16 protein-coding genes are annotated in these 22,664 nt (G+C 72.7%); 6 read left to right on the forward strand and 10 right to left on the reverse strand.

Going from position 1 to position 22,664, the window contains the following annotated elements; translation table 11 throughout:
- Positions 1-100 precede the first annotated feature (100 nt).
- Positions 101-2,509, forward strand: coding sequence for a Tex family protein (locus ACFYMM_RS07495; RefSeq protein ID WP_388384826.1), 2,409 nt, complete (start codon positions 101-103; stop codon positions 2,507-2,509).
- 48 nt (positions 2,510-2,557) lie between these two features.
- Here the strand turns inward: ACFYMM_RS07495 and ACFYMM_RS07500 are convergent, their stop codons facing one another.
- The 3 genes from ACFYMM_RS07500 to ACFYMM_RS07510 form a co-directional block, all read right to left on the reverse strand.
- Positions 2,558-4,198, reverse strand: a complete 1,641-nt coding sequence (locus ACFYMM_RS07500; RefSeq protein ID WP_388384827.1) for an ABC-F family ATP-binding cassette domain-containing protein — start codon at positions 4,196-4,198, stop codon at positions 2,558-2,560.
- A gap of 48 nt (positions 4,199-4,246) precedes the next feature.
- Positions 4,247-5,275, reverse strand: a complete 1,029-nt coding sequence (locus ACFYMM_RS07505) for an oxidoreductase (RefSeq protein WP_388384828.1) — start codon at positions 5,273-5,275, stop codon at positions 4,247-4,249.
- A gap of 131 nt (positions 5,276-5,406) precedes the next feature.
- Positions 5,407-7,359 carry a Xaa-Pro dipeptidyl-peptidase gene (locus ACFYMM_RS07510; RefSeq protein WP_388384829.1) on the reverse strand — a complete coding sequence of 651 codons (1,953 nt, stop codon included), beginning with the start codon at positions 7,357-7,359 and terminating at the stop codon, positions 5,407-5,409.
- 183 nt (positions 7,360-7,542) lie between these two features.
- On the opposite strand from ACFYMM_RS07510, the gene ACFYMM_RS07515 reads away from it, so the two are divergent.
- Entirely contained in the window at positions 7,543-9,039 is a 1,497-nt protein-coding gene (locus ACFYMM_RS07515) for a M1 family metallopeptidase (RefSeq protein ID WP_388384830.1), read from the forward strand.
- Between the two features lie 28 nt (positions 9,040-9,067).
- On the opposite strand, the gene ACFYMM_RS07520 is transcribed toward ACFYMM_RS07515, so the two are convergent.
- Positions 9,068-10,534: an amino acid permease gene (locus ACFYMM_RS07520; protein WP_388384831.1), complete on the reverse strand. Its 1,467-nt coding sequence runs from the start codon at positions 10,532-10,534 to the stop codon at positions 9,068-9,070.
- 210 nt (positions 10,535-10,744) lie between these two features.
- Between ACFYMM_RS07520 and ACFYMM_RS07525 the strand changes: the two genes are divergently transcribed.
- Positions 10,745-11,452, forward strand: coding sequence for a MerR family transcriptional regulator (locus ACFYMM_RS07525; RefSeq protein ID WP_388384832.1), 708 nt, complete (start codon positions 10,745-10,747; stop codon positions 11,450-11,452).
- Here ACFYMM_RS07525 and ACFYMM_RS07530 read toward each other — a convergent pair.
- From ACFYMM_RS07530 to ACFYMM_RS07540, 3 genes are all read right to left on the reverse strand, one after another.
- Entirely contained in the window at positions 11,438-13,621 is a 2,184-nt protein-coding gene (locus ACFYMM_RS07530; RefSeq protein ID WP_388384833.1) for a 3-hydroxyacyl-CoA dehydrogenase NAD-binding domain-containing protein, read from the reverse strand. The two genes, ACFYMM_RS07525 and ACFYMM_RS07530, sit on opposite strands and share 15 nt — an antisense overlap.
- Positions 13,622-13,660: 39 nt before the next feature.
- Positions 13,661-14,875: an acetyl-CoA C-acetyltransferase gene (locus tag ACFYMM_RS07535; RefSeq protein WP_388384834.1), complete on the reverse strand. Its 1,215-nt coding sequence runs from the start codon at positions 14,873-14,875 to the stop codon at positions 13,661-13,663.
- A gap of 77 nt (positions 14,876-14,952) precedes the next feature.
- Complete coding sequence (locus ACFYMM_RS07540) at positions 14,953-16,101, reverse strand: CaiB/BaiF CoA transferase family protein (protein ID WP_388384835.1); 1,149 nt, start codon at positions 16,099-16,101, stop codon at positions 14,953-14,955.
- A 186-nt stretch (positions 16,102-16,287) separates the two neighbouring features.
- On the opposite strand from ACFYMM_RS07540, the gene ACFYMM_RS07545 reads away from it, so the two are divergent.
- Entirely contained in the window at positions 16,288-17,478 is a 1,191-nt protein-coding gene (locus tag ACFYMM_RS07545; RefSeq protein ID WP_388384836.1) for a saccharopine dehydrogenase family protein, read from the forward strand.
- A 244-nt stretch (positions 17,479-17,722) separates the two neighbouring features.
- On the opposite strand, the gene ACFYMM_RS07550 is transcribed toward ACFYMM_RS07545, so the two are convergent.
- Genes ACFYMM_RS07550 through ACFYMM_RS07560 form a run of 3 tightly spaced genes read right to left on the reverse strand, consistent with a single transcriptional unit; the run spans position 17,723 to position 19,977 of the window.
- The gene (locus ACFYMM_RS07550; RefSeq protein WP_388384837.1) at positions 17,723-18,439 is read right to left on the reverse strand and encodes an endonuclease V; all 717 of its coding nucleotides are present in this window, start codon (positions 18,437-18,439) and stop codon (positions 17,723-17,725) included.
- A gap of 46 nt (positions 18,440-18,485) precedes the next feature.
- On the reverse strand, positions 18,486-18,815 hold the full coding sequence (locus ACFYMM_RS07555; protein ID WP_388384838.1) for a plasmid stabilization protein: 330 nt from the start codon (positions 18,813-18,815) through the stop codon (positions 18,486-18,488).
- A gap of 58 nt (positions 18,816-18,873) precedes the next feature.
- Positions 18,874-19,977 (reverse strand): WD40/YVTN/BNR-like repeat-containing protein, encoded by a 1,104-nt coding sequence (locus ACFYMM_RS07560; protein WP_388384839.1) that lies wholly within the window; start codon positions 19,975-19,977, stop codon positions 18,874-18,876.
- 204 nt (positions 19,978-20,181) lie between these two features.
- Here ACFYMM_RS07560 and ACFYMM_RS07565 point away from each other — a divergent pair, with 204 nt between their 5' ends.
- Together ACFYMM_RS07565 and ACFYMM_RS07570 are read left to right on the forward strand one after the other, a co-directional pair.
- Entirely contained in the window at positions 20,182-20,598 is a 417-nt protein-coding gene (locus ACFYMM_RS07565) for an SsgA family sporulation/cell division regulator (protein ID WP_388384840.1), read from the forward strand.
- Positions 20,599-20,891: 293 nt separating this feature from the next.
- Entirely contained in the window at positions 20,892-22,517 is a 1,626-nt protein-coding gene (locus tag ACFYMM_RS07570; RefSeq protein ID WP_388384841.1) for an ABC-F family ATP-binding cassette domain-containing protein, read from the forward strand.
- Positions 22,518-22,664: the final 147 nt, after the last annotated feature.

Genomic DNA, 22,664 nt, shown 5'->3' on the forward strand with positions numbered 1-22,664 from the left:
CGCCGCGCCGCGCCCCGCCCGGTGCGGCCCTGATCCCCGGTTGTCGGTGTCACCTGCCACAATTGCCGCGCAACCTCAGTGGAGAAGGCGGTACGGGATCGTGACGACACCCGGGGCCCTCGAAGTAGGGTCCATCGAAGGCAGGATCGCCGAGGAGCTCGGCGTGCGGGAACGGCAGGTGAAGGCCGCGGTCGAGCTGCTCGACGGCGGTTCGACCGTGCCCTTCATCGCCCGCTACCGCAAGGAAGCGACCGAGATGCTCGACGACGCGCAGCTGCGCACGCTCGAGGAGCGGCTGCGCTATCTGCGGGAGCTGGAGGAGCGGCGCACGGCGATCCTGGAGTCGGTGCGCGAGCAGGGCAAGCTCACCGGGGAGCTGGAGGCGCGGATCCGGGCCGCCGAGACGAAGGCGCGCCTGGAGGACATCTACCTGCCGTACAAGCCCAAGCGGCGCACCAAGGCGCAGATCGCGCGGGAGGCCGGCCTGGAGCCGCTGGCCGAGGGACTGCTGGGCGACCCGGGCGTCGAACCGCTCGCCGCCGCGTCCGCGTTCGTCGACGCCGACAAGGGCGTCGCCGATCCGCAGGCCGCGCTGGACGGCGCGCGGGCGATCCTCACCGAGCGGTTCTCGGAGGACGCCGACCTGATCGGCGAGCTGCGCGAGCGCATGTGGGTGCGCGGACGGCTGGCCGCCCGGGTGCGGGAGGGCAAGGAGGAGGCGGGCGCCAAGTTCGCCGACTACTTCGACTTCACCGAGCCCTTCACCGAGCTGCCCTCGCACCGTGTGCTGGCGATGCTGCGCGGCGAGAAGGAGGAGGTCCTCGACCTCGTCCTGGAGCCGGAGGAGGCGACGGAGGGCCCGTCCTCGTACGAGGGCATCGTGGCGCACCGGTTCGGCATCGCCGACCGGGGCCGCCCCGCCGACAAGTGGCTGACGGACACGGTCCGTTGGGCCTGGCGCACCCGGATCCTGGTGCACCTCGGCATCGACCTGCGCCTCAGGCTGCGCACGGCGGCCGAGGACGAGGCGGTGAACGTGTTCGCCGCGAACCTGCGGGACCTGCTGCTGGCCGCGCCGGCCGGCACGCGTGCGACGCTCGGCCTCGACCCCGGTTTCCGTACGGGCGTGAAGGTCGCCGTGGTCGACGCCACCGGCAAGGTGGTGGCGACGGACGTCATCTATCCGCACGTCCCGGCCAACAAGTGGGACGAGGCGATCGCCAAGCTGGCCCGGCTCGCCAAGGAGCACGCGGTCGAGCTGGTCGCGATCGGCAACGGCACGGCGTCCCGGGAGACCGACCGGCTGGGCGCGGAACTCATCGCGAAGCACCCGGAGTTGAACCTCACCAAGGTGATGGTGTCGGAGGCGGGCGCGTCCGTGTACTCGGCGTCGCAGTACGCCTCCCAGGAGCTGCCCGACATGGACGTGTCGCTGCGCGGCGCGGTCTCCATCGCGCGCCGGCTGCAGGACCCGCTGGCCGAACTGGTGAAGATCGACCCCAAGTCGATCGGTGTCGGCCAGTACCAGCACGACCTGTCCGAGGTGAAGCTGTCCCGCTCGCTGGACGCGGTCGTGGAGGACTGTGTGAACGGCGTCGGGGTGGACGTCAACACGGCGTCCGTGCCGCTGCTCTCCCGGGTGTCGGGCATCTCCTCGGGACTCGCCGAGAACATCGTGGCGCACCGGGACCAGAACGGGCCGTTCACCTCCCGCCCGGCGCTGAAGAAGGTGGCCCGGCTCGGCCCGAAGGCGTACGAGCAGTGCGCGGGCTTCCTCCGGATCCGCGGCGGTGACGACCCGCTGGACTCCTCCAGCGTGCACCCGGAGGCGTACCCGGTGGTGCGGCGCATGGTGAAGACCACGGGCCAGGAGGTCGCCTCGCTGGTCGGCAACACGGGGGTGCTGCGCTCGCTGCGGGCCGCCGACTTCGTGGACGACACCTTCGGTCTGCCGACCGTCACCGACATCCTCAAGGAGCTGGAGAAGCCGGGCCGCGACCCGCGGCCCGCCTTCAAGACGGCCACCTTCAAGGACGGCGTGGAGAAGATCTCCGACCTGTCCTCCGGGATGGTGCTGGAGGGCGTGGTCACCAATGTCGCCGCCTTCGGTGCCTTCGTGGACGTCGGTGTGCACCAGGACGGCCTGGTGCATGTCTCCGCCATGTCGAAGACGTTCGTCAAGGACCCACGCGACGTCGTCAAACCGGGTGACATCGTCAAGGTGAAGGTCCTTGAGGTGGACATCCCGCGCAAGCGGATCTCGCTGACCCTGCGCCTGGACGACGAGGCCGCTCCGCAGGAGCGCCAGCCGGGCGGCGAGCGGCGTCAGCGCGGTGGCCGTCCGCCGCAGCAGCGCCAGGGCCGCGGCGGTGGCGGTGGCGGTGGCGGCGGAGGAGGAGGCGGAGGCGGCGGCGGTTCCCGTCAGGCCGCCCCGCCGCCCGCCAACAGCGCGATGGCCGACGCGCTGCGGCGCGCGGGCCTGGTCGACCCGAAGAACGGACGGCGCTGAGCGACCGGGGCCGGGCCTTCCCGGCGAGGGCCCGGCCCCGGCCCCGGTCTAGCGTTCGGTCACCTTGCCGGAGGCGACCTCCAGGCGGCGGGTCACCCGGACCGCGTCCAGCATGCGGCGGTCGTGGGTGACCAGGAGCAGCGTGCCCTCGTAGGAGTCGAGGGCCGACTCCAGCTGTTCGATGGCGGGCAGGTCGAGGTGGTTGGTGGGCTCGTCGAGGACCAGGAGGTTGACGCCCCGGCCCTGGAGCAGCGCCAGCGCGGCCCGGGTGCGTTCGCCCGGCGAGAGGGAGGAGGCCGGGCGCAGGACGTGGCCGGACTTCAGGCCGAACTTGGCGAGCAGGGTGCGCACCTCCACCGGCTCGGTGTCGGGCACGGCCGCGCAGAAGGCGTCCAGCAGGGCCTCGGTGCCGTGGAACAGCCCGCGGGCCTGGTCGACCTCGCCGACCAGGACGCCCGGGCCGAGCCCGGCGTGGCCGGCGTCCAGCGGGACCCGCCCGAGCAGCGCCCCGAGCAGGGTCGACTTGCCCGCGCCGTTGGCGCCGGTCACCGCGACCCGGTCGGCCCAGTCGATCTGCAGGGACACCGGCCCGAAGGTGAAGTCACCGCGCCGTACCTCGGCGTCGCGCAGGGTCGCCACGACCGCGCCCGAGCGGGGGGCGGCCGCGATCTCCATGTGCAGCTCCCACTCCTTGCGGGGCTCCTCGACGACCTCCAGGCGCTCGATCATCCGCTGGGTCTGCCGGGCCTTCGCGGCCTGCTTCTCGCTGGCCTCGCTGCGGAACTTCCGGCCGATCTTGTCGTTGTCGTTGCCCGCCTTGCGGCGCGCGTTCTTGACGCCCTTGTCCATCCAGGACCGCTGCGTCTGCGCCCGGTCCTGGAGCGCGGCCCGTTTGTCGGCGTACTCCTCGAAGTCCTCCCGGGCGTGCCGGCGGGCCACCTCCCGCTCCTCCAGGTAGGCCTCGTAGCCGCCGCCGTAGAGGGTGGTCCGCTGCTGGGCCAGATCGAGTTCGAGGACCTTGGTGACCGTGCGGGTGAGGAACTCGCGGTCGTGGCTGACGACGACCGTGCCGGCGCGCAGGCCGGACACGAAGCGTTCCAGGCGCTCCAGGCCGTCCAGGTCGAGGTCGTTGGTCGGCTCGTCGAGCAGGAAGACGTCGTACCGGGACAGCAGGAGCGAGGCGAGGCCCGCGCGGGCCGCCTGGCCGCCGGACAGGGAGGTCATCGGCTGGTCCAGGTCCACGGCCAGGCCCAGTGAGTCGGCGACCTCCTCGGCCCGCTCCTCCAGGTCGGCGCCGCCGAGGTCCAGCCAGCGCTCCAGGCTGGTGGCGTACGCGTCGTCGGCGCCGGGCGCCCCGTCGACCAGCGCCTGGGTGGCCTCGTCCATCACCCGCTGGGCCTCGGCGACACCGGTGCGGCGGGCGAGGAACTCCCGGACGCTCTCGCCGGGCCGGCGCTCCGGCTCCTGCGGCAGGTGGCCGACGGTGGCGGTCGGCGGGGAGAGCCTCAGTTCGCCCTGTTCCGGGGCGGTCAGCCCGGCGAGCAGCCGCAGCAGGGTGGACTTGCCGGCGCCGTTGGCACCGACCAGACCGATCACGTCCCCGGGCGCGACCACGAGGTCGAGGCCGGAGAAGAGGGAGCGGTCGCCGTGCCCGGCGGCGAGGTTCTTGGCGACGAGGGTGGCAGTCATCAGGACGCCGATCCTAATGGGCGCGCGTCCCTGCCCGCGTCCGGGTCCTCACCGGGTCACGGCCTCCACCAGGACGCTTCCGGGGGTTCGTGCCACCAGGAAGGCCCGGCCCCTGACGGCTCTCGGGTCCAGGGCGACGCGGTGCCGGCCCGGTTCCAGGAGGCCGTCGAACACCTCCCGGGCGTGGGCGCGCTGGAGGCGGTCGAGACGGTACGCGGTGAGCCGTACCCGGCAGGAGGAGGTGACCTCGATGTCCGCGGCGCCGTCGGCGGCGGCCAGCGCGGTCAGCCGGCGCTGGTCCAGGGGGCTGCGGTCCAGGGCTTGTTCGACCTGGGCGACGAGGAGCGGGACGATCGGCGCGAGAGCGTCGACGTGGGCGACGTCGAGGCCGGCCCGTTCGAAGCAGCGGCGTACGGCGGTCCGTTCCGGCTCGGTCACCGTCCGGCCGAAGGCGACGGCGCCGTACTGGCGCAGTTCCTCCGCGGGCACGTCGGTGGCGCCGTGGGTGATGTCGGCGCCGATGCCGATGGCGCGCAGGGCGGCGGCGAGCTTGGCGAGGACCGCGACGCGGGCGCCGATCAGCAGGACGCGGCGGCCGGGTGCGGCGGCTCGGCCGGGGACGTCCAGCAGGGCGCCGAGGCAGGCGCGGTACTCGGCGCCGTGGAAGCGGAAGGGGCCGATGCCGTGGTAGCCGTTCAGCTCCAGGTCGGCGTGGTCGTCCGTCTGCCAGGCGAAGTCCCGCCAGACGTAGTCGTCGCCGTCCCGCTCGATCACGGCGGTGACCGCGCCGCAGGCCAGGTCCTGGCACTCGGGGCAGCCGTAGAGGACGTACCGGCCCTCGGGCAGCGGGGCCCCGGTCTCCAGCAGCAGGCCGCGGACCTGGGCGGTGAAGATCGCGGGTGGGATGTCGGAGGCGAGCGGGGAGACGGCGTCCAGGTCGGAGAGCTGGAAGAGCAGCGGTCGGCCGTCGACGAGGAAGTCCATGAAGTCGCGGTGGATCCGGTAGCCGCCGTCGGCGAGGACGCCGCCGGCGCGCATCGCCGGTGCCAGGCCGAAGGTCGCGTATGCGGCAGACATGCTGTGAGTATCCCCAGAACGGGACGATATGAGCGCGGCATGACATATGCGCCGGGCGGCGGGAGGCCGGGGGTGGGCGAGGGGCGGCCGGGCCGGTGTGCCCGGCCGCCTCAGGGGGTCGGCTCGCGGGTTCAGCTCGCCGGGATGTGCCGGGCGGCGGGGTGCGGTGCGCGAACGCCGGAGCGGAGGGCCGCGGTGGGGGCGGTGGTGCCGGAGGTGGCGCGGGTGACGGCGGGGGCGCCGCCCACCAGCGGGAGCCCGGCCGCCGTGCGGGACAGGTCCAGGGTGAGCGCCGGGGTGGTGGACGGCGGGTCGACGAGGTCCTTGTCGGTGCCCGCGATGATCAGGGCGAGGCGGTGGCCCCTGGGTACGACGTGGTCCGTGGCCGCGAGGTCGAGGGTGATCGTGTACGCCCTGCCGGGGGTGAGCGGACGGCCCGTGCCGTCGCCCGCGTACTGACCGAGGTCGGCCCAGCCACGGCTGAACACGGTGTGGCCGACGGCCGCGGTCTTCGCCGCCGTGGCCTTGAAGCAGGCGCTGTCACCGGCGGTGCTCTCGCCCCAGCAGGTGCGGTCGGTGAGTGTGGTGATGCCCTCGGCGTCGTCGGCGTAGTCCCGGATGGTGTCCGGGCCGAGGTCCACCAGGACGGCGGTGAGGTGGGCGGTGGAGGTGGTCGGGGTGGCGGTCACGGTCACCCGGGCGGAACCGGACAGGCGCACGTCGTGGGTGAGGGTGCCGGTGAGGAAGGCCGCCTTCTCCGGGGTGGGGGTGGTGAGGTGCGCGGCCCAGTCGGTCTCGCCGAGCTTCGGGTCGTCGGTGAAGGTCTCGGTGCCGGTGCCGGGGCGCGGACCGAGGGTGCCGAGGCCGGCCCGGGTGCCGGCGGCCGGGTACATGATCGTGGTCCGCGTGGCGTGCGGCGGCCACACCGCCGAGGTGACCCAGTGGTCGGGGTGGCGCTCGATGTCGGCCATCGGCTCGCGGTCGACACCGTTGTCGTAGCCGAGCAGTTCGTGGTCGAACCAGCGGTGCAGGGTGTCGACCCAGGCGCCGCGCCGGTAGTCGAAGGGGTCGACGTGGCCGGTCTGGGAGAGCCAGATCTTGCGGCGCACGCCGTTCTTCGCGAGGGCGTTCCACCACTGGCCGACGTGCTGGGTGCGGACGTTGAGGTCCTGCATGCCGTGCACGAGGAACACGCTCGCCCGCACCCGGGCCGCGTCCTTGACGTAGTCGCGGGCGGTCCACAGGGGGGTCCGGTCGCCGCTGCGTGGCGCGCCGTCGGTGAGTTCCTTGTGTACGGCCGCGCAGTGGGCCTGCGCCGCGTCGCTCTGGACGTAGCCGGCCAGGTCGGCGGGACCGTCGGCGCCCAGTGGGGCGCCCTGGGCGAAGTAGTAGTCGTACCAGGAGGAGATGGAGCTGATCGGGACGATCGTCCTCAGCCCCTTGACGCCGGTGGCGGCCACCCCGTTGGCGATGGTGCCGTCCCAGCTCTTGCCGATCATGCCGGTCGCGCCGTCGGTCCAGGTCGCCCTGACGCTCGTGGTGCCGGTGCGGCTGCTGTAGGCCCGGGCGCGGCCGTTGAGCCAGTCGATCACGGCCTTCGCGGACCGGATGTCGGAGCGGCCGCCGACGTCGACGCAGCCGTCGGAGCGGTCGGTGCCGGCGAGGTCGACGCCGACGAAGGCGTAGCCGCGGGGCACGAAGTAGTTGTCGTAGAACAGTGGCATCCGGACGACGTGGCCACGCGTGTCGTAGGTCTTGGTCTGGTTCTCGTTGCCGCGTCCGCAGCAGGAGTAGTACGGGCTGGCCTCCATGATGACCGGCACCTTGCGGCCCTGCCGGGCGGGCTCGGCGGGCCGGACGATGTCGGCGGCGACGCGGTCGGTGCGCCCGTCGCCGTCGGAGTCGAGGCCGGTGTCCACCCAGACCGTCTCGCGGACTGCGTTCGCGTACGAGTAGACGGGTTCGCTCTCCCGCGGCGCGGCGGTGGCCTGGGCGGCGACGGGGGTGAGCAGGGCGGCCGTCAGGGCTGTGACGGCCGCCGCGACGAGCGTTCTCCAGGTCGTGAAGCGCGTGCGTATCGGCATGCGCGGACGGTACAACGGGCAACTCCCGTGCACCAACGCGCACCAGACGAACCGTCAGTAGCGGGCCACGCACATGACGGCCGAATGGCGATCGTGTGACGGGAGGGGCCGTGGACAGGCCGGGGGCCACAGGGACTGAATAGGCTCCGAACAGACTTCGTGTCCCGACGACTTGGAGCTGACGTGCACCGCAGAATCTTCGCACCGGGCGCACTCGCGGCCGCCTCCGTCCTGCTGGCGATCCCGGCATCGGCCGCGAGCTACACCCCCGGCGCGCCGGGCATCGGCGACCCCTACTACCCGTACTACGGCAACGGCGGCTACGACGTCTCCCACTACGACCTGAGGCTGCAGTACCAGCCGAAGACCGACGAGTTGCAGGGCACGGCGACGATCCTGGCGACGACCACGCAGGACCTGTCCAGCTTCGACCTGGACTTCCTGCTGGACGTGAGCGAGGTGCGGGTCAACGGCGCCGAGGCGTCCTTCGCCACCTCGGGCCAGCACGAGCTGGTGATCACCCCGAGGACGCCGCTGGCGAAGGGTACGCCGGTCACCGTCGTGGTCCGCTACAGCGGAGTGCCGTCGACCAAGACCGCGTACGGCTTCAACACCTGGCACCGCACGCCCGACGGCGCGGTCGCGGCCGACGAGCCCGAGTCCGCCTGGTGGTGGTTCCCGAGCAACGACCACCCGCTGGACAAGGCCACCTACGACGTGTCGGTCGCGGTCCCGGACGGCACCCAGGCCATCTCCAACGGCACGCTCCAGTCCACCAGTTCCAAACTCGGCTGGACCCGCTACAACTGGCGCCAGAACAAGCCGCAGGCGACCTATCTGGCCACCCTCGCCGTCGGCCGGTTCGACATCACCACCGGCACCTCCGACGGGGGTGTGCCGATCGTCAACGCCTACAGCAAGGACCTCGGCGACAACGACGGCGCGGCACGGGCCAGCGTGGAGCGGACCGGGGAGATCGTCGACTGGCTCAGCGGCTACTTCGGGCCCTACCCGTTCGGCTCGGCCGGCGGCTACGTCCCGAACACCACCACCGGGTACGCGCTGGAGACGCAGACCCGCGTGTACTACAGCCCGAAGCAGTTCGCGAGCGGCTCGAACACCTCGGTGGTCGTGCACGAGCTGGCGCACCAGTGGTACGGCGACGACGTGTCACTCAAGGGCTGGAAGGACATCTGGATCAACGAGGGCTTCGCGCGGTACGCCCAGTGGCTGTGGTCCGAGCACGAGGGCGAGGGCACCACGCAGCAGCTGGCCGACTACGTGTACGCCTCGCACCCGGCCGACGACGCGTTCTGGACCGTGAAGCCGGGTGATCCCGGCCCGGACGACCAGTTCGACGCGGCCGTGTACGACCGGGGCGCGGCGGCCGTCCAGGCGCTGCGCGACGAGGTCGGCGACGACGCGTTCTTCGCCATCCTGAAGGGCTGGCCGAAGGAGCACGCGTACGGCAACGCGTCGGTGGCGGACTTCCAGCGGTACGCCGAGCAAGTGTCCGGCAAGCCGCTGGCCGCGCTCTTCGACACCTGGCTGTTCCAGCCGTCGAAGCCGGCGTCCCCCGCCGGGGGCCCGGCGTCCGCGGCGAGGGCGGCCGCCGCCCCGGTCCGGCCGAGGTCCTGGAAGAAGATCGAGGCCACCACCGACGACGTGCACGGCCGCTGACGGGGGCGGCCCCGGTGCGCCGGGGCCGCTACCTCGTTGCCCCGGTCGGTCGTGGGCCGGTGCCCCGGGACACCCTGCGGCGCACCGCGAACCAGCCGGCGACCAGGAGGAGCCCGATCAGCGGGATGAGGAACAGGGTCCTGCGGCCCACCTCGGGGTCGTTCCACATCATGCCGAGGCAGGCCAGCAGGAACGCGATCGTGGTGATCTCGGTGACCGGGCTGAACGGCAGACGGAAGTGCGGCCGGGTGACCTCGCCCGCCCGGGCGCGCCGCACGAAGACCAGATGGCAGACCATGATGATCACCCAGGTGCTGATGACGCCGAGGGAGGCCACGTTCAGCACGATCTCGAAGGCCTGGCTCGGCATGAGGTAGTTCAGGACCACGCCGGCCACGCACACCGCGCAGGTCAGCAGGATGCCGCCGTAGGGGACCTGGCTGCGGTTCATGCGGGCGGTGAATCTCGGCGCGGAGCCGGCCGTCGCCATGGAGCGCAGGATGCGGCCGGTGGAGTACAGACCGGAGTTGAGCGAGGACATGGCGGCGGTGAGCACGACCAGGTTCATCACGTCACCCGCGCCCGAGATGCCGATCTTCGACAGCACCGTGACGAAGGGGCTCTCGTCGGCGGAGTAGACCGAGCCGGGCAGCAGCAGGGCGAGGAGGACGACCGAGCCGACGTAGAACAGGCCCACCCGCCACATGATCGAGTTCACCGCGCGCGGGACGATCCTCTCCGGTTCGGCGGTCTCGCCGGCGGCGACGCCGACCAGCTCCAGGGCGGCGTAGGCGAAGATCACGCCCTGCATGACCAGGACGACCGGCATCAGGCCGTGCGGGAGGACACCGCCGTGGTCGGTGATCATGCCGACGCCCGGGGTGTGGCCGTCGACGGGGTGCCGGGTGGCCAGCAGGAAGATGCCGACCAGCATGAACGCGACGAGGGTGGCGACCTTGATGATCGCGAACCAGAACTCCATCTCGCCGAAGATCTTCACGGAGATCAGGTTCACGGCCAGCACCACCGCGAGGGCGGTCAGGGCCAGCACCCACTGCGGGATGGAGGTGAACAGGCTCCAGTAGTGGGTGTACAGGGCGATCGCGGTGATGTCGGCGATGCCGGTGGTCGACCAGTTCAGGAAGTACATCCAGCCGGCGACGTAGGCGCCCTTCTCGCCGAGGAACTCGCGCGCGTACGACACGAAGGAGCCGGAGGAGGGGCGGTAGAGGACCAGCTCACCGAGGGCCCGTACGACGAAGAAGGCGAAGACGCCGCAGACCAGGTAGGCCACCGCGAGCGCCGGGCCGGCGTTGTGCAGGCGGCCGCCGGCGCCCAGGAAGAGTCCGGTGCCGATGGCCCCGCCGATGGCGATCATGTTGACGTGGCGGGGCTTGAGGTCCTTGCTGTAGCCGGCGTCGCCCGCGTCGGCGGGCGTCCCGGCCGGCCGGGGGTGGGCGGTGACCTGTGCCGAGTGCACGGCTTCCTTGCTCACGGGTGGTTCCACTTTCTGGTGCGCCGCGGGCTCGTGACCCGGGTGTCCGAATGTGTCTCGGCCCGCACCACCCTTGTGTCGCGGCACAGACCGACGCAGCACCTTCCCAGACGGATCACCCGATATGCGATGTCGCACCTCACAGAGCGGCTCTTCTCACAAGGTCGTCACATGTTTCACAGCACTGGTGGGACAGCGATACTGCTGCACATGACGACCGATGCCGAGGAGCCGACCCTCACCGTCGACGAGCTGGCCGCCCGGGCGGGCGTGACGGTCCGCACCGTCCGCTTCTACGGCGGCAAGGGGCTGCTCCCGCCGCCGGAGATCGGTCCGCGCCGGGTGGGTCACTACGGGCCCGGTCACCTGGCGCGGCTGGCTCTCATCGAGGAGCTGCGGCAGCAGGGCATGACGCTGGCCGCGATCGAGCGGTACCTGCGGCAGCTGCCCTCGGACCTGTCCCCGCACGAGCTGGCCATCCACCGCGCGGTGGTCGCCTCCTGGTCGCCGGACACCGCCCGGACGCTGTCCCGGCGGGAGCTGGAGCGGCGGGCGGGGCGCTCGCTCACCGACGAGGACATGGAGCGGCTGGCGGCGATGAACGTCGTCACGGCCGCCGACGACGAGACGTTCCGGGTGGATGTGGGGCTGCTCCGGCTCGGCGTGCAGCTGCTGGACGTGCCGTTGTCCCAGGAGGCGATCCTCGCGGCGCGCACGGTGCTCGTCGAGCACTCGCGCGCCGCGGCTCACGCGCTCGCCCAGCTCTTCCGCGGCGAGGTGGCGGAACGTGACGCCCGGGACGTGAAGTCCCTGTCGGCGTACATGCACCCGCTGGTGGTGCAGGCGCTGCTGACGACGTTCCAGCGCTCGCTGCGCGAAGAGCTGAGCGAGTGGCTCATCGGGTCACGAGCGGGCTGAGTCGCCGAACCGCTCCCCGTTCTCCGCCTTGTCCACCAGCAGGGCGGGCGGGGTGAACCGCTCGCCGTAGCGGCCGGCGAGTTCCCGGGCGCGGGCCACGAAGCCGGGCAGGCCGCCCTCGTAGCCGTTGATGTACTGGAGCACACCGCCGGTCCAGCCGGGGAAGCCGATGCCGAGGATCGAGCCGATGTTGGCGTCGGCGACGGAGGTCAGGACGCCCTCCTCCAGGAGCCGGACGGTGTCGAGCGCCTCGGCGAAGAGCATCCGCTCCTGCATGTCCCGGAACGGGATCGAGGCGTCCGGCCGCGTGAAGTGCTCCCGCAGGCCGGGCCAGAGTCCGGCCCGGCCGCCGTCCTCGCCGTACTCGTAGAAGCCGGCGCCGCCGCTGCGGCCGGTGCGGCCGAACTCGTCGACCATCCGGTCGATGACGGCCTCGGCCGGGTGGGGCGTCCAGGTGCCGCCGGCCTCCTCCACGGCCCGCCGCGACTCGCGGCGGATCTTGCGCGGGAGGGTCAGGGTCAGCTCGTCCATCAGGGAGAGCACCTTGGCCGGGTAGCCCGCCTGGGCCGCCGCCTGCTCGACGGAGGCGGGCTCGATGCCCTCGCCGACCATGGCGACGCCCTCGTTGATGAAGTGGCCGATCACCCGGGAGGTGAAGAAGCCGCGCGAGTCGTTGACGACGATCGGTGTCTTGTTGATCTGCCGGACCAGGTCGAAGGCGCGCGCGAGGGCCTCCTCGCCGGTCCGCTCGCCCTTGATGATCTCGACGAGGGGCATCTTGTCGACGGGCGAGAAGAAGTGCAGCCCGATGAAGTCGCCCTGGCGTTCCACGCCCTCGGCGAGGGCGGTGATGGGCAGGGTGGAGGTGTTGGAGCACAGCAGCGCGTCGGGGGCCACGACGTGCTCGATCTCCTGGAAGACCTTGTGCTTGAGCGAGGTGTCCTCGAAGACGGCCTCGATGACCGCGTCACAGCCCGCGAGGTCGGCCGCCTCCGCGGTGGGGGTGATCCGGGCGAGCAGCGCTTCCGCCTTCGCCGGGCTGGTACGGCCCTTGGCGACGGCCTTGGCGCACAGCTTCTCGGAGTAGCCCTTGCCCTTGACGGCCGCCTCCAGGGAGACGTCCTTGAGGACCACCTCGATGCCCGCGCGGGCGCAGGAGTAGGCGATGCCCGCGCCCATCATCCCGGCGCCCAGGACGGCCACCTTGCGGACCTGGCGCGGCTCGACGCCCCGGGGGCGGTTGGCGCCCGAGTTGACGGCCTGGAGGTCGAAGAAGAAGGCCTGGATCATGTTCTTCGAGGTCTGTCCGGCGGCCAGCTCCACGAAGTAGCGGGCCTCGATGACCTGCGCGGTCTCGAAGTCGACCTGGGCGCCCTCGACGGCGGCGGCGAGGATCGCCCGCGGCGCCGGGTAGGGGGCGCCGGCCGTCTGCTTGCGCAGGGTGGCCGGGAAGGCGGGCAGGTTCGCGGCGAACCTCGGGTTCGCGGGCGTTCCGCCGGGGATCTTGTAGCCCGGCCGGTCCCAGGGCTGCTGGGACTCGGGGTGGGCTTCGATGAAGGCGCGGGCCTTGGCCAGCAGCTCCTCGGGGGTGGCGGCCACCTCGTGGACCAGGCCGTTGTCCTGGGCGCGCCGCGCGTTGTACTGCGTGCCCTGCAGGAGCACCTTCAGCAGCGCGTCGGCGATGCCGAGCAGGCGCACGGTGCGCACGACCCCGCCGCCACCGGGCAGCAGCCCGAGGGTGACCTCGGGGCAGCCGATCCTGGTGGCGGGCGTGTCGAGGGCGACCCGGTGGTGGCAGGCCAGGGCGAGTTCGTAACCGCCGCCCAGGGCCGCCCCGTTGATGGCGGCGACCACCGGCTTGCCGAGGGTCTCGATGCGGCGCAGGTTCCGCTTGATGGCGAGGCCGCCCTCGAACAGCTCCCGCGCGGTCTCGGGGGTGACCCGGATCAGGTCGCGCAGGTCGCCGCCGGCGAAGAAGGTCTTCTTGGCGGAGGTGAGGATGACGCCCCGCAGGGAGTCCTTCTCGGCCTCCAGCCGGTCGGTGACCGCGGCGAGGGAGTCGCGGAACGCCTGGTTCATGGTGTTCGCGGACTGGTTCGGGTCGTCGAGGACGAGGGTGACGACACCGGTGTCGTCCTGTTCCCAGCGGATGGTGGTGCTCTCGGTCATGACAGGGTCTCCGTAGAAGTCTCTTGTTCCGCCGGGTTCTCAGACGCGTTCGACGATGGTCGCGATGCCCATGCCGCCGCCCACGCACAGGGTGGCCAGGCCGTAGCGCTTGTCCTGGCGCTCCAGTTCGTCGACGAGGCTGCCGAGGATCATCGCGCCGGTGGCGCCGAGGGGGTGGCCGAGGGCGATGGCGCCCCCGTTGACGTTGACCTTGTCCAGGGACAGGCCCATGTCCTTGACGAAGCGCAGCACCACCGCCGCGAAGGCCTCGTTGATCTCGACGAGGTCGATGTCGTCGATGGTGAGCCCGGCCTTGGCCAGCGCCTTGCGGGTGGCGGGGGCGGGGCCGGTGAGCATGATGGTGGGCTCGGAGCCGGAGACGGCGGCGGAGACGATCCGGGCGCGCGGGGTGAGTCCGTGGCGCTCGCCGACCTCCTTGGAGCCGATCGCGACCAGGGAGGCGCCGTCCACGATGCCGGAGGAGTTGCCCGCGTGGTGGACGTGGTCGATCTTCTCGACCCAGTGGTACGTCTGCAGCGCCACGGCGTCGAAGCCGCCCAGCTCGCCGATGTCGGCGAAGGACGGCTTCAGCCGGGCGAGCGAGTCGGCGGTGGTGCCGGGCCGCAGGTGCTCGTCGTGGTCGAGGACGACCAGGCCGGCGCGGTCCTTGACGGGGACGACGGAGCGGTCGAACCGGCCCTCCTTCCAGGCGGTGGCCGCGCGCTCCTGGGACAGCGCCGCGTACTCGTCGACGTCCCGGCGGGAGAAGCCCTCGATGGTGGCGATGAGGTCGGCGCCGATGCCCTGCGGCACGAAGTTGACGGCGAGGTTGGTCATCGGGTCGTTGAACCAGGCGCCGCCGTCCGAGGCCATCGGCACCCGGGACATCGACTCCACGCCGCCGGCCAGGACCAGGTCCTCCCAGCCGGAACGGACCTTGGCGGCGGCCAGGTTGACGGCCTCCAGACCGGACGCGCAGAAGCGGTTCTCCTGGACGCCGGCGACCGTGTCCGGCAGTCCGGCGGCGATGGCCGCGGTGCGGGCGATGTCGGAGCCCTGGTCGCCGACGGGGCTGACGACACCGAGCACGATGTCGTCGACGGCGGCCGGGTCGAGGCCCGGGAAGCGGTCGCGGATCTCGTGGATGAGGCCGACGACCAGGTCGATGGGCTTGGTGCCGTGCAGGGCGCCGTTGGCCTTGCCGCGCCCGCGCGGGGTGCGGATCGCGTCGTACACGTACGCTTCGGTGCTCACTGAGGGGCCTTTCAACGAGGGTTGTCGCGGCGGTGGGGCCGGGTGGGCGGAGGTGGCGGGGGCGGGCGGGGGTGCCGTCAGGGGGCGTCCCCGACCGGGTCCTCCAGCAGGGCGGGTACGTCCCAGTCGCGGGCCACCTCCTCGGTGGCGGTGCCGGGTCTCGCGGGGCCGGTACGGACGGTGGCCGGGGTGGCGGAGAACCGCGGTGCCGGGGCGGGCTGGGTGATGCCGTCGTGGTCGGTGAAGGTGCCGCGGGCGGCGAGGTGCGGGTGGTGGGGGGCCTCGCGCAGGGACAGCACGGGGGCCACGCAGGCGTCCGAGCCCTCGAAGACGGCCGTCCACTCGTCGCGGGTACGGGACCTGAAGCGGGCGGCGATCCGTTCGCGCAGCTCGCCCCAGCGGGCCTGGTCGCGGCGGGCGTCCGCGAAGTCGCCGATGTCGAGCAGGCGTACGAACTCGGCGTAGAACCGGGGTTCCAGGGCGCCGACCGCCATGTGCTTCCCGTCGGCGGTCTCGTAGGTGCCGTAGTACGGGCAGCCGCCGTCCAGGAGGTTGGCGGCGCGCCGGTCCTGCCAGCCGCCGGCGGCCAGCATGGCGTGGATCATGGTGGAGAGGTGGGCGGTGCCGTCCACGATGGCGGTGTCGACGACCTGGCCGGTGCCGCTCACGCGCGCGTGGTGGAGGGCGGCGAGGACGCCGACGACCAGGTAGAGCGAGCCGCCCGCGTAGTCGCCGAGCAGGTTGGCGGGGACCGCCGGGGGCCGGTCCGGGTCGCCGATCATGCCGAGGGTGCCGGTGAGGGCGATGTAGGCGACGTCGTGGCCGGCCCGGCCGGCGAGGGGGCCCTGCTGGCCCCAGCCGGTCATCCGGCCGTAGACCAGGCGGGGGTTGCGGGCGTGGCAGGCGTCGGGGCCGACGCCGAGGCGCTCGGCGACCCCGGGGCGGTAGCCCTCGAGGAGGATGTCGGCGCGCTCGGCGAGGTCCAGGACGCGCGCTGGGCCGTCCGGGGCCTTCAGGTCGACGACGACCGAGCGCTTGTTGCGGTTGGTGACGTCGTGGGCGGGGTCGACGCCGAGACCGGGGCCGCCGGGGCGGTCCACCCGGACCACGTCGGCGCCCAGGTCGGCGAGGAGCATCGCGGCGAACGGGCCCGGGCCGATGCCGGCCAGCTCGACCACGCGCACGCCGGTGAGCGGGCCCTGTCCTGGCGTCCCTGCCGTCGTCATGCCGCCCCCAGTCGATGTGACACAAGTGCTGTAACACCGGTGATGCTAAGAACGTGCTCCACCGGGCACAAGACCTGAACGAGCAAGCGCTTAGCCAAGGTACCGGGCCGGCCGTCCGGAGTCGCACTGCTCACGCTAGCCTCGGCCACCGACAGCGGCGCGGGCTGCACGACCGAGGGGTGTGTCATGAGCAGGCTGAAAACGACCGACCGTCCGTACGACCTCGTGCTCTTCGGAGCCACCGGCTTCGTCGGCACGCTCACGGCGGAGTACCTCGCCGCGCACGCGCCCGAGGGTCTGCGCTGGGCGCTCGCCGGCCGTGACGAGCGCAGGCTGGAGCGGCTGCGCGAGCGGCTGCCCGGCGGGTCGGCGCCCGGGGTGCTGCGGGCCGACGTGGACGAACCGGCGACCGTGCGCGCCCTCGCCGGGCAGGCGCGGGTGGTGGCCTCGACCGTCGGGCCCTACATCCGCTACGGCGAGGAACTCGTCGCCGCCTGCGCCGAGACCGGGGCCGACTACCTGGACCTCACCGGCGAGCCCGAGTTCGTGGACCTGATGTATGTCCGGCACGACGCACGCGCGCGTGAGACGGGCGCCCGGCTGGTGCACGCGTGCGGCTTCGACTCGGTGCCGCACGACCTGGGCGTCCACTTCACGGTCGGCAGGCTGCCGGAGGGCGTACCGCTGACCGTGGACGGGTTCGTCACCGCCGACGCGGCCTTCTCCGGCGGAACCCTCGCCTCGGCGCTGAACCAGTTCGCGCGCGGGCGGCAGATGCTGGCCGCCGCCCGCGACCGCGCCCGGTACGAGCCCCGGTCGGCGGGACGCCGGGTGACGGCCCCGGCGGGCGCGCCGCGTTTCGCCGGGGAGGTCGGCGCCTGGGCGCTGCCGCTGCCGACCATCGACCCGCAGATCGTGGCCCGTTCGGCACGGGCCCTGGACCGCTACGGCCCCGACTTCCGCTACCGGCACTATGCGGCCTTCCGGCGTCTGCCCGTCGCCCTGGGCGGGGTCGCGGCCGTCACCGCGGTCGCGGCGGCGGCCCAGCTGCCGCCCGCCCGGCGCTGGCTGTCCGACCGGCTCAGGCCCGGGGACGGGCCGAGCGCAGAGAAGCGGGCGAAGAGCTGGTTCTCGGTGCGCTTCGTCGGCGAGGGCGGCGGGCGGCGGGTGTTCACCGAGGTGGCGGGCGGCGATCCGGGCTACGACGAGACGGCGAAGATGTTCGCCGAGGCGGCTCTGTGCCTGGCCTTCGACGACCTGCCGGCCCGGGCCGGCCAGCTCACGACGGCCGTGGCGATGGGCGACGCGCTGACCGGGCGCCTGCGCTCGGCGGGGATCACCTTCCGGGTGGCCGCCGAGCGGGACGACAGGGCCTGAGGTGACGCGACCGCTCAGGCCGGCGGCACCAGCGAGAAGACCACGCGCGTGCCGGTGGTGGAGTTCGCCCGTCCGTTGACAGGTTCTGGGTCAGCGGCGGGACGTGGGTGAGGACGGGCGGTGCCTCGTTCACCTCGGCCCGGTGGATGCAGTACGGCACGTCCGAGTCGCCGGTGCCCGGCAGCGCGGTGCCCGCGTTCAGCGGCCGGCGCATCAGTCGGACGCTCCCGCACGGCGCGGGGCGTCAGGCGCGTTCCTCGGCCGGATCCGGCCGTCGCGCCGCCTCCCGAAGCGCCCGGCGGCACAGCGAGTCGGCCCTGCGGGTGGTCTCCGGCAGCCGGTACCTCGGTGTCAGCGCCAGCACATGGGCACAGGCGTTGTCCAGGCCGGTCCGGTGGCCGACGGAGACGAAGACCGGCTTGACGCCGTCCCGGGTGCGCAGGGCGCGGCCCACCTCCTCGGTGCCGGCGAGCAGCGGAGCATGCGCGCCGCGCCGCGTGCCCGGTTCCTCGTGGGTGAAGACGAACGGGTTCTTCGCGACGCCGATGGTCGGCAGGCCGGTGAGCACGCCGAGGTGGGCGGCGAGGCCGAAGCGGCGCGGATGGGCGAGGCCGTAGCCGTCGCAGACGACCAGGCCGGGCGGGCACTCCAGCGCGTCCAGGGCGGCCCGCACGGTGGGGATCTCCCGGAAGGCGAGCAGTCCGGGGACGTAGGGGAAGGAGACCCGGCCGACGGCGGTCGCCTCGGCGACCACCTCCAGCGTGGCCGCGTCCAGGACGACGGCCGCCGCCGCGACCAGGTCGCGTTCGTCGTCGTAGGCCACGTCCACGCCGGTGACGTGGCCCGTCCCGGGCGGCGGACCCGGCTCGTCGAGCACCACCAGCTCGCGCAGTTCGTCCTGGACGGCTCGGGCCTGCTCCTCGGTCGCGGGCCAGCCCGCGGGTACGCGTACGGTCGTCATGGTGCCGACGAGCGTACGGCGCACCGCGCGGGCCGGTGACCGCGGGTCAACCCTTGTCGCCCAGGGCGCGTTGCAGCTCCGCCTTGTTCATGTCCGAGCGGCCGTGGATGTTGCGCTTCTTGGCCTCCTCGTAGAGCTGGTCGTAGGTCGGGCCCTGGGAGCCCTGGCCGGACCGCTGTCCACCGCGCTTGCCGGACGACATGTCCTGGGTCGAGGTGCGGCTCGCGGTCTTCGACTCACCGGAGCGGGCACGTTCCTTGTTCACCGTCCGCGCGGCGATCTCCTTGGCGCGCCCGGGGCTTTCGCCCCGGTCCTGCGCGCTCTCCTTGATGTGCTCGTACTGACGCTCCCGCTTGGGGCTGGAACCGCGTGGCATGACCGCTCCCTTCCTCGTGTGCGGTGGCGGACGAGTACCCGCGTTCCGTCCTCCTACCTCAGGGTTCCAGCCGGGCCACGCGCCCTTGTTCGCCCGCCGCCCAGCAGCTCAGGTCGGCGGTGCAGTCCACGGTGTCGAAGGAGCCGGTGTCGAACGTCCGCCAGGTGCGGCCGCCGTCGGTGGTCAGGTCGCTGCCGGTGGGGCCGACGGCGAGCGCGGCGGTGCGGCTGTGCGGGAGCCAGGCGGCGCCGGAGCGGTAGGCGGGCGGAGGTGTGGTGGCGGGCTGCCAGGTGCGACCGCCGTCCCGGGTGAGCGCCGCGGCCCTCGGGGAAGGCTGGTTCGCGCGGTAGTCGCCGCCGACGGCGAGGCCGTGGGCGCGGTCGCGGAAGGCGAGCGCGAACACGCCGCGGGCCGGGTCGCCGGCCGGGACGGGCGTGTCGGTGGCGGTCCAGGTGCGGCCCCGGTCGGCGGAGTGCAGCACGCGCGCGTGGGCGCCGCCGCCGGTGGCCAGCCACACGTCCCTGGGCCCGGAGGTGACCAGGCACTGGCCGCTGGCCGCGAAGCCCGCCTCGCCGTCGAGTGCGGCGGGCATGCGGTCGGCCGGCAGCAGCTGCCAGGAGCGGCCGCCGTCGCCGGTGGACAGGATGCGGAACTTCCCGTCCACCGGGTCGCTCAGGGCGAGGCCGTGGCGGTGGTCGAAGAAGGCCAGGCAGTCGTAGAACGCCTTCGGGTCGGTGTTGCGGAAGGACTCCGTCCAGGTGGTCCCGCCGTCGTCGGTGCGGTAGACGCGGGACGTCTCGCCCTCGCCGATGGCGAGCACCACCGCGCGGCGCGCGTCGAACGCCTGGACGTCCCGGAACTGCAGGTCGCCCGCGCCCGGCGGCGAGACGTCGCGCCAGTCGGCCCCGCCGTCCGTGGTGCGCAGGACGGTGCCGCCGGTGCCGGCCAGCCAGGCCGTGTCGCGGTCGACGGCGGACAGCCCGCGGAACCGCACCTGAGGGGTGCCGCTGTTCTTCAGTTCCCAGTGCGGTGCCGGGTGGTGAAGCGTTCCGGCCTGCGCGGACGGCACCGTGAGCGTGGCCAGCGCCGCCCCGCAGGCCACCCCCGCCGCCACCGCTCGGCCCAGCCGTCCCCTGCGTCGCGTGATCCCCAAGCGCCTCATGGCGGGCGAAGCTAGCCCACTCCCCCGATGCCGTCCAGAGGCCCGCGCACCCCTCGCGCATCCCGAGCCACTCGGGTGATTGAAGACGGTGACAGAGGTCACTAGTCATTCATGTGCACGGATTGGCCGATTCCTTCGTCTCCTCCAGTGCCAGGTCCCACCCGCCCCGGAAAGTCCGTCCAGCCGCAACGAGGGAGCAAGGCGTTGTCCACCGTCGTAGAGCAGTCCGTAGAGGCCCGTCTCGTGGCCGCCGCCCCCCGTATGCCGAGCATTCCCGCCACGCTGCGCTACGACCGGACCGACCCCTTCGCCGTCCGCATGACGTTCCCCGCTCCGGCCACCCTGGAGGGCGTCGAGGTCTGCTGGACCTTCGCTCGTGAGCTGCTCTCGGCCGGTCTGCACGGCCCCGAGGGCCACGGGGACGTACGCGTGCGGCCGTACGGCTACGACCGCACGGTCCTGGAGTTCCACGCCCCCGAGGGCACCGCCGTCGTCCATGTGCGCTCCGGCGAGATACGCCGTTTCCTGGAGGCGAGCGGCGACCTGGTGCCGGCCGGCCTGGAGCACCTCCAGCTCGACCTGGACCACGACCTGGCCCAGCTGATGCGCGACGCCTGCTGAACCGCCCGTTCACGGCGCGGGCGCTCCTCCCCCGATAAATGCGTTGACGGCCCCGCGCGCCCCTCGTAGCTTGTATTCCGGTCCTGTTGCCGTCGATTGGAGAAGGACGTTGCTCGTCTGAGGTCACGAGACACCGCGTCACACCGGTCAGGTGTGTGCGTGGCGTGCGACCTCGGCGTTCGAGCCGTCCTCCCGGGCACAGGGCCTTTCCCGTGCCCAGGGCCTCCGGTTTCCGCCTCGCGGTGTCTCCACACGCGCTTGCCCTGACCGCATCAAGCAATCGCGAGGCCTGTATGTCCGCTTCCCTCACCTGTACGTCCCTGTCCTTCACCTGGCCCGACGGCACCCCCGTCTTCGACGGCCTCGACGTCGCCTTCGGCCCCGGCAGGACCGGGCTCGTCGGCGTCAACGGCTCGGGCAAGTCCACCCTGTTGAGGCTGATCGCCGGTGAGCTCCTGCCGGCCGACGGCACCCTCAAGGTGACCGGAGAGGTCGGGTACCTCCCGCAGAACGTCACGCTCGACACCGCCCTGCGCGTCGACGAGGCGCTCGGCATCGCCGCCCGGCGGGCCGCCCTGCACGCCATCGAGGCGGGCGACGTGGCCGAGGAGCACTTCGAGACCGTCGGCGACGACTGGGACGTGGAGGAACGCGCCCTGGTCACCCTCGGCGAACTCGGTCTCGGCCACATCGGCCTGGACCGCACCGTCGGCGAGGTGTCCGGCGGCGAGTCGGTGCTGCTGCGGCTGGCCGCGCTGCTGCTGCGCCGCCCCGACGTGCTGCTGCTCGACGAGCCCACCAACAACCTCGACCTGTACGCCCGCCGGCGGCTGTACACGGCCGTCGCCTCCTGGCCCGGGGTGCTGGTCGTGGTCAGCCACGACCGCGAGCTGCTCGACCTGGTCGACCAGATCGCCGAACTGCGCTCCGGGGAGGTCACCTGGTACGGCGGCAACTATTCGGCGTACGAGGAGGCGCTGGCCGTGGAGCAGGAGGCGGCCGAGCGCATGATGCGCGTCGCCGAGGCCGACTTCCGCAAGCAGAAGCGCGAACTGGCCGACGCCCAGGTCAAGCTGGCCCGGCGCAAGCGGTACGGGCAGAAGATGTGGGAGAACAAACGCGAACCGAAGATCGTCATGGGGGCGCGCAAGCGCTCGGCCCAGGAGTCCGCGGGCAAGCACCGCATCCTGCACGAGGAGAAGCTCGCCGAGGCCAGGGAGCGGCTCGACGAGGCGGTGGAGGCGGTACGGGACGACGACGAGATCCGCGTCGACCTGCCGTACACGGCCGTACCGCCCGGCCGGGAGGTCCTCACCCTGGAGTGCCTGGAGACGGCCTACGGCGCGCGCGTGAAGGGGATCGTCGATCTGCGCGGGCCGGAGCGGATCGCGCTGGTCGGGCGCAACGGCTCGGGCAAGACCACGCTGCTGCGGACCATCGCCGGTCAGCTGCCGCCGGTGGCCGGTGAGGCGCGGGCGCATGTGCCGCTGCGTTTCCTGCCGCAGCGGCTGGACGTCCTCGACGGGGAGCTGACGGTCGCCGAGAACGTGGCCCGGTTCGCGCCGGACGCCACCAACAACCGGATCCGGGCCCGTCTCGCCCGCTTCCTGTTCCGGGGCGCCCGGGCCGACCAGCAGGCGGACACGCTCTCCGGCGGCGAACGCTTCCGGGCCGCCCTGGCCGCGCTGCTGCTGGCCGAGCCGGCGCCCCAGCTGCTCATGCTCGACGAGCCGACGAACAACCTCGACATGGCGAGCGTGCGGCAGCTGACCACGGCCCTGGAGTCGTACCAGGGCGCCCTGATCGTGGCCAGCCACGACGTGCCGTTCCTGGAGTCGATCGGGATCACCCGGTGGCTGCTGATGGCGGACGGGGAGCTGACGGAGACCACGCCGGACACGCTCGGGGATCCGGAGTAGCCGGCCGGGGCGGCCCCGGCGGGGTGCGGACCGGCGCGTCTCAGAAGGGGCACAGCCTGACGACGACGGTTTTGCCGTCGCCGACCGGCCCTGCATGATGGCGGACCGGCGCCGCAAAGGATGGGCGCCGGACCGACCGCCGATACG

Origin of the sequence: Streptomyces sp. NPDC006739, from assembly GCF_042869815.1 — a bacterium.
GTDB lineage: Bacteria > Actinomycetota > Actinomycetes > Streptomycetales > Streptomycetaceae > Streptomyces.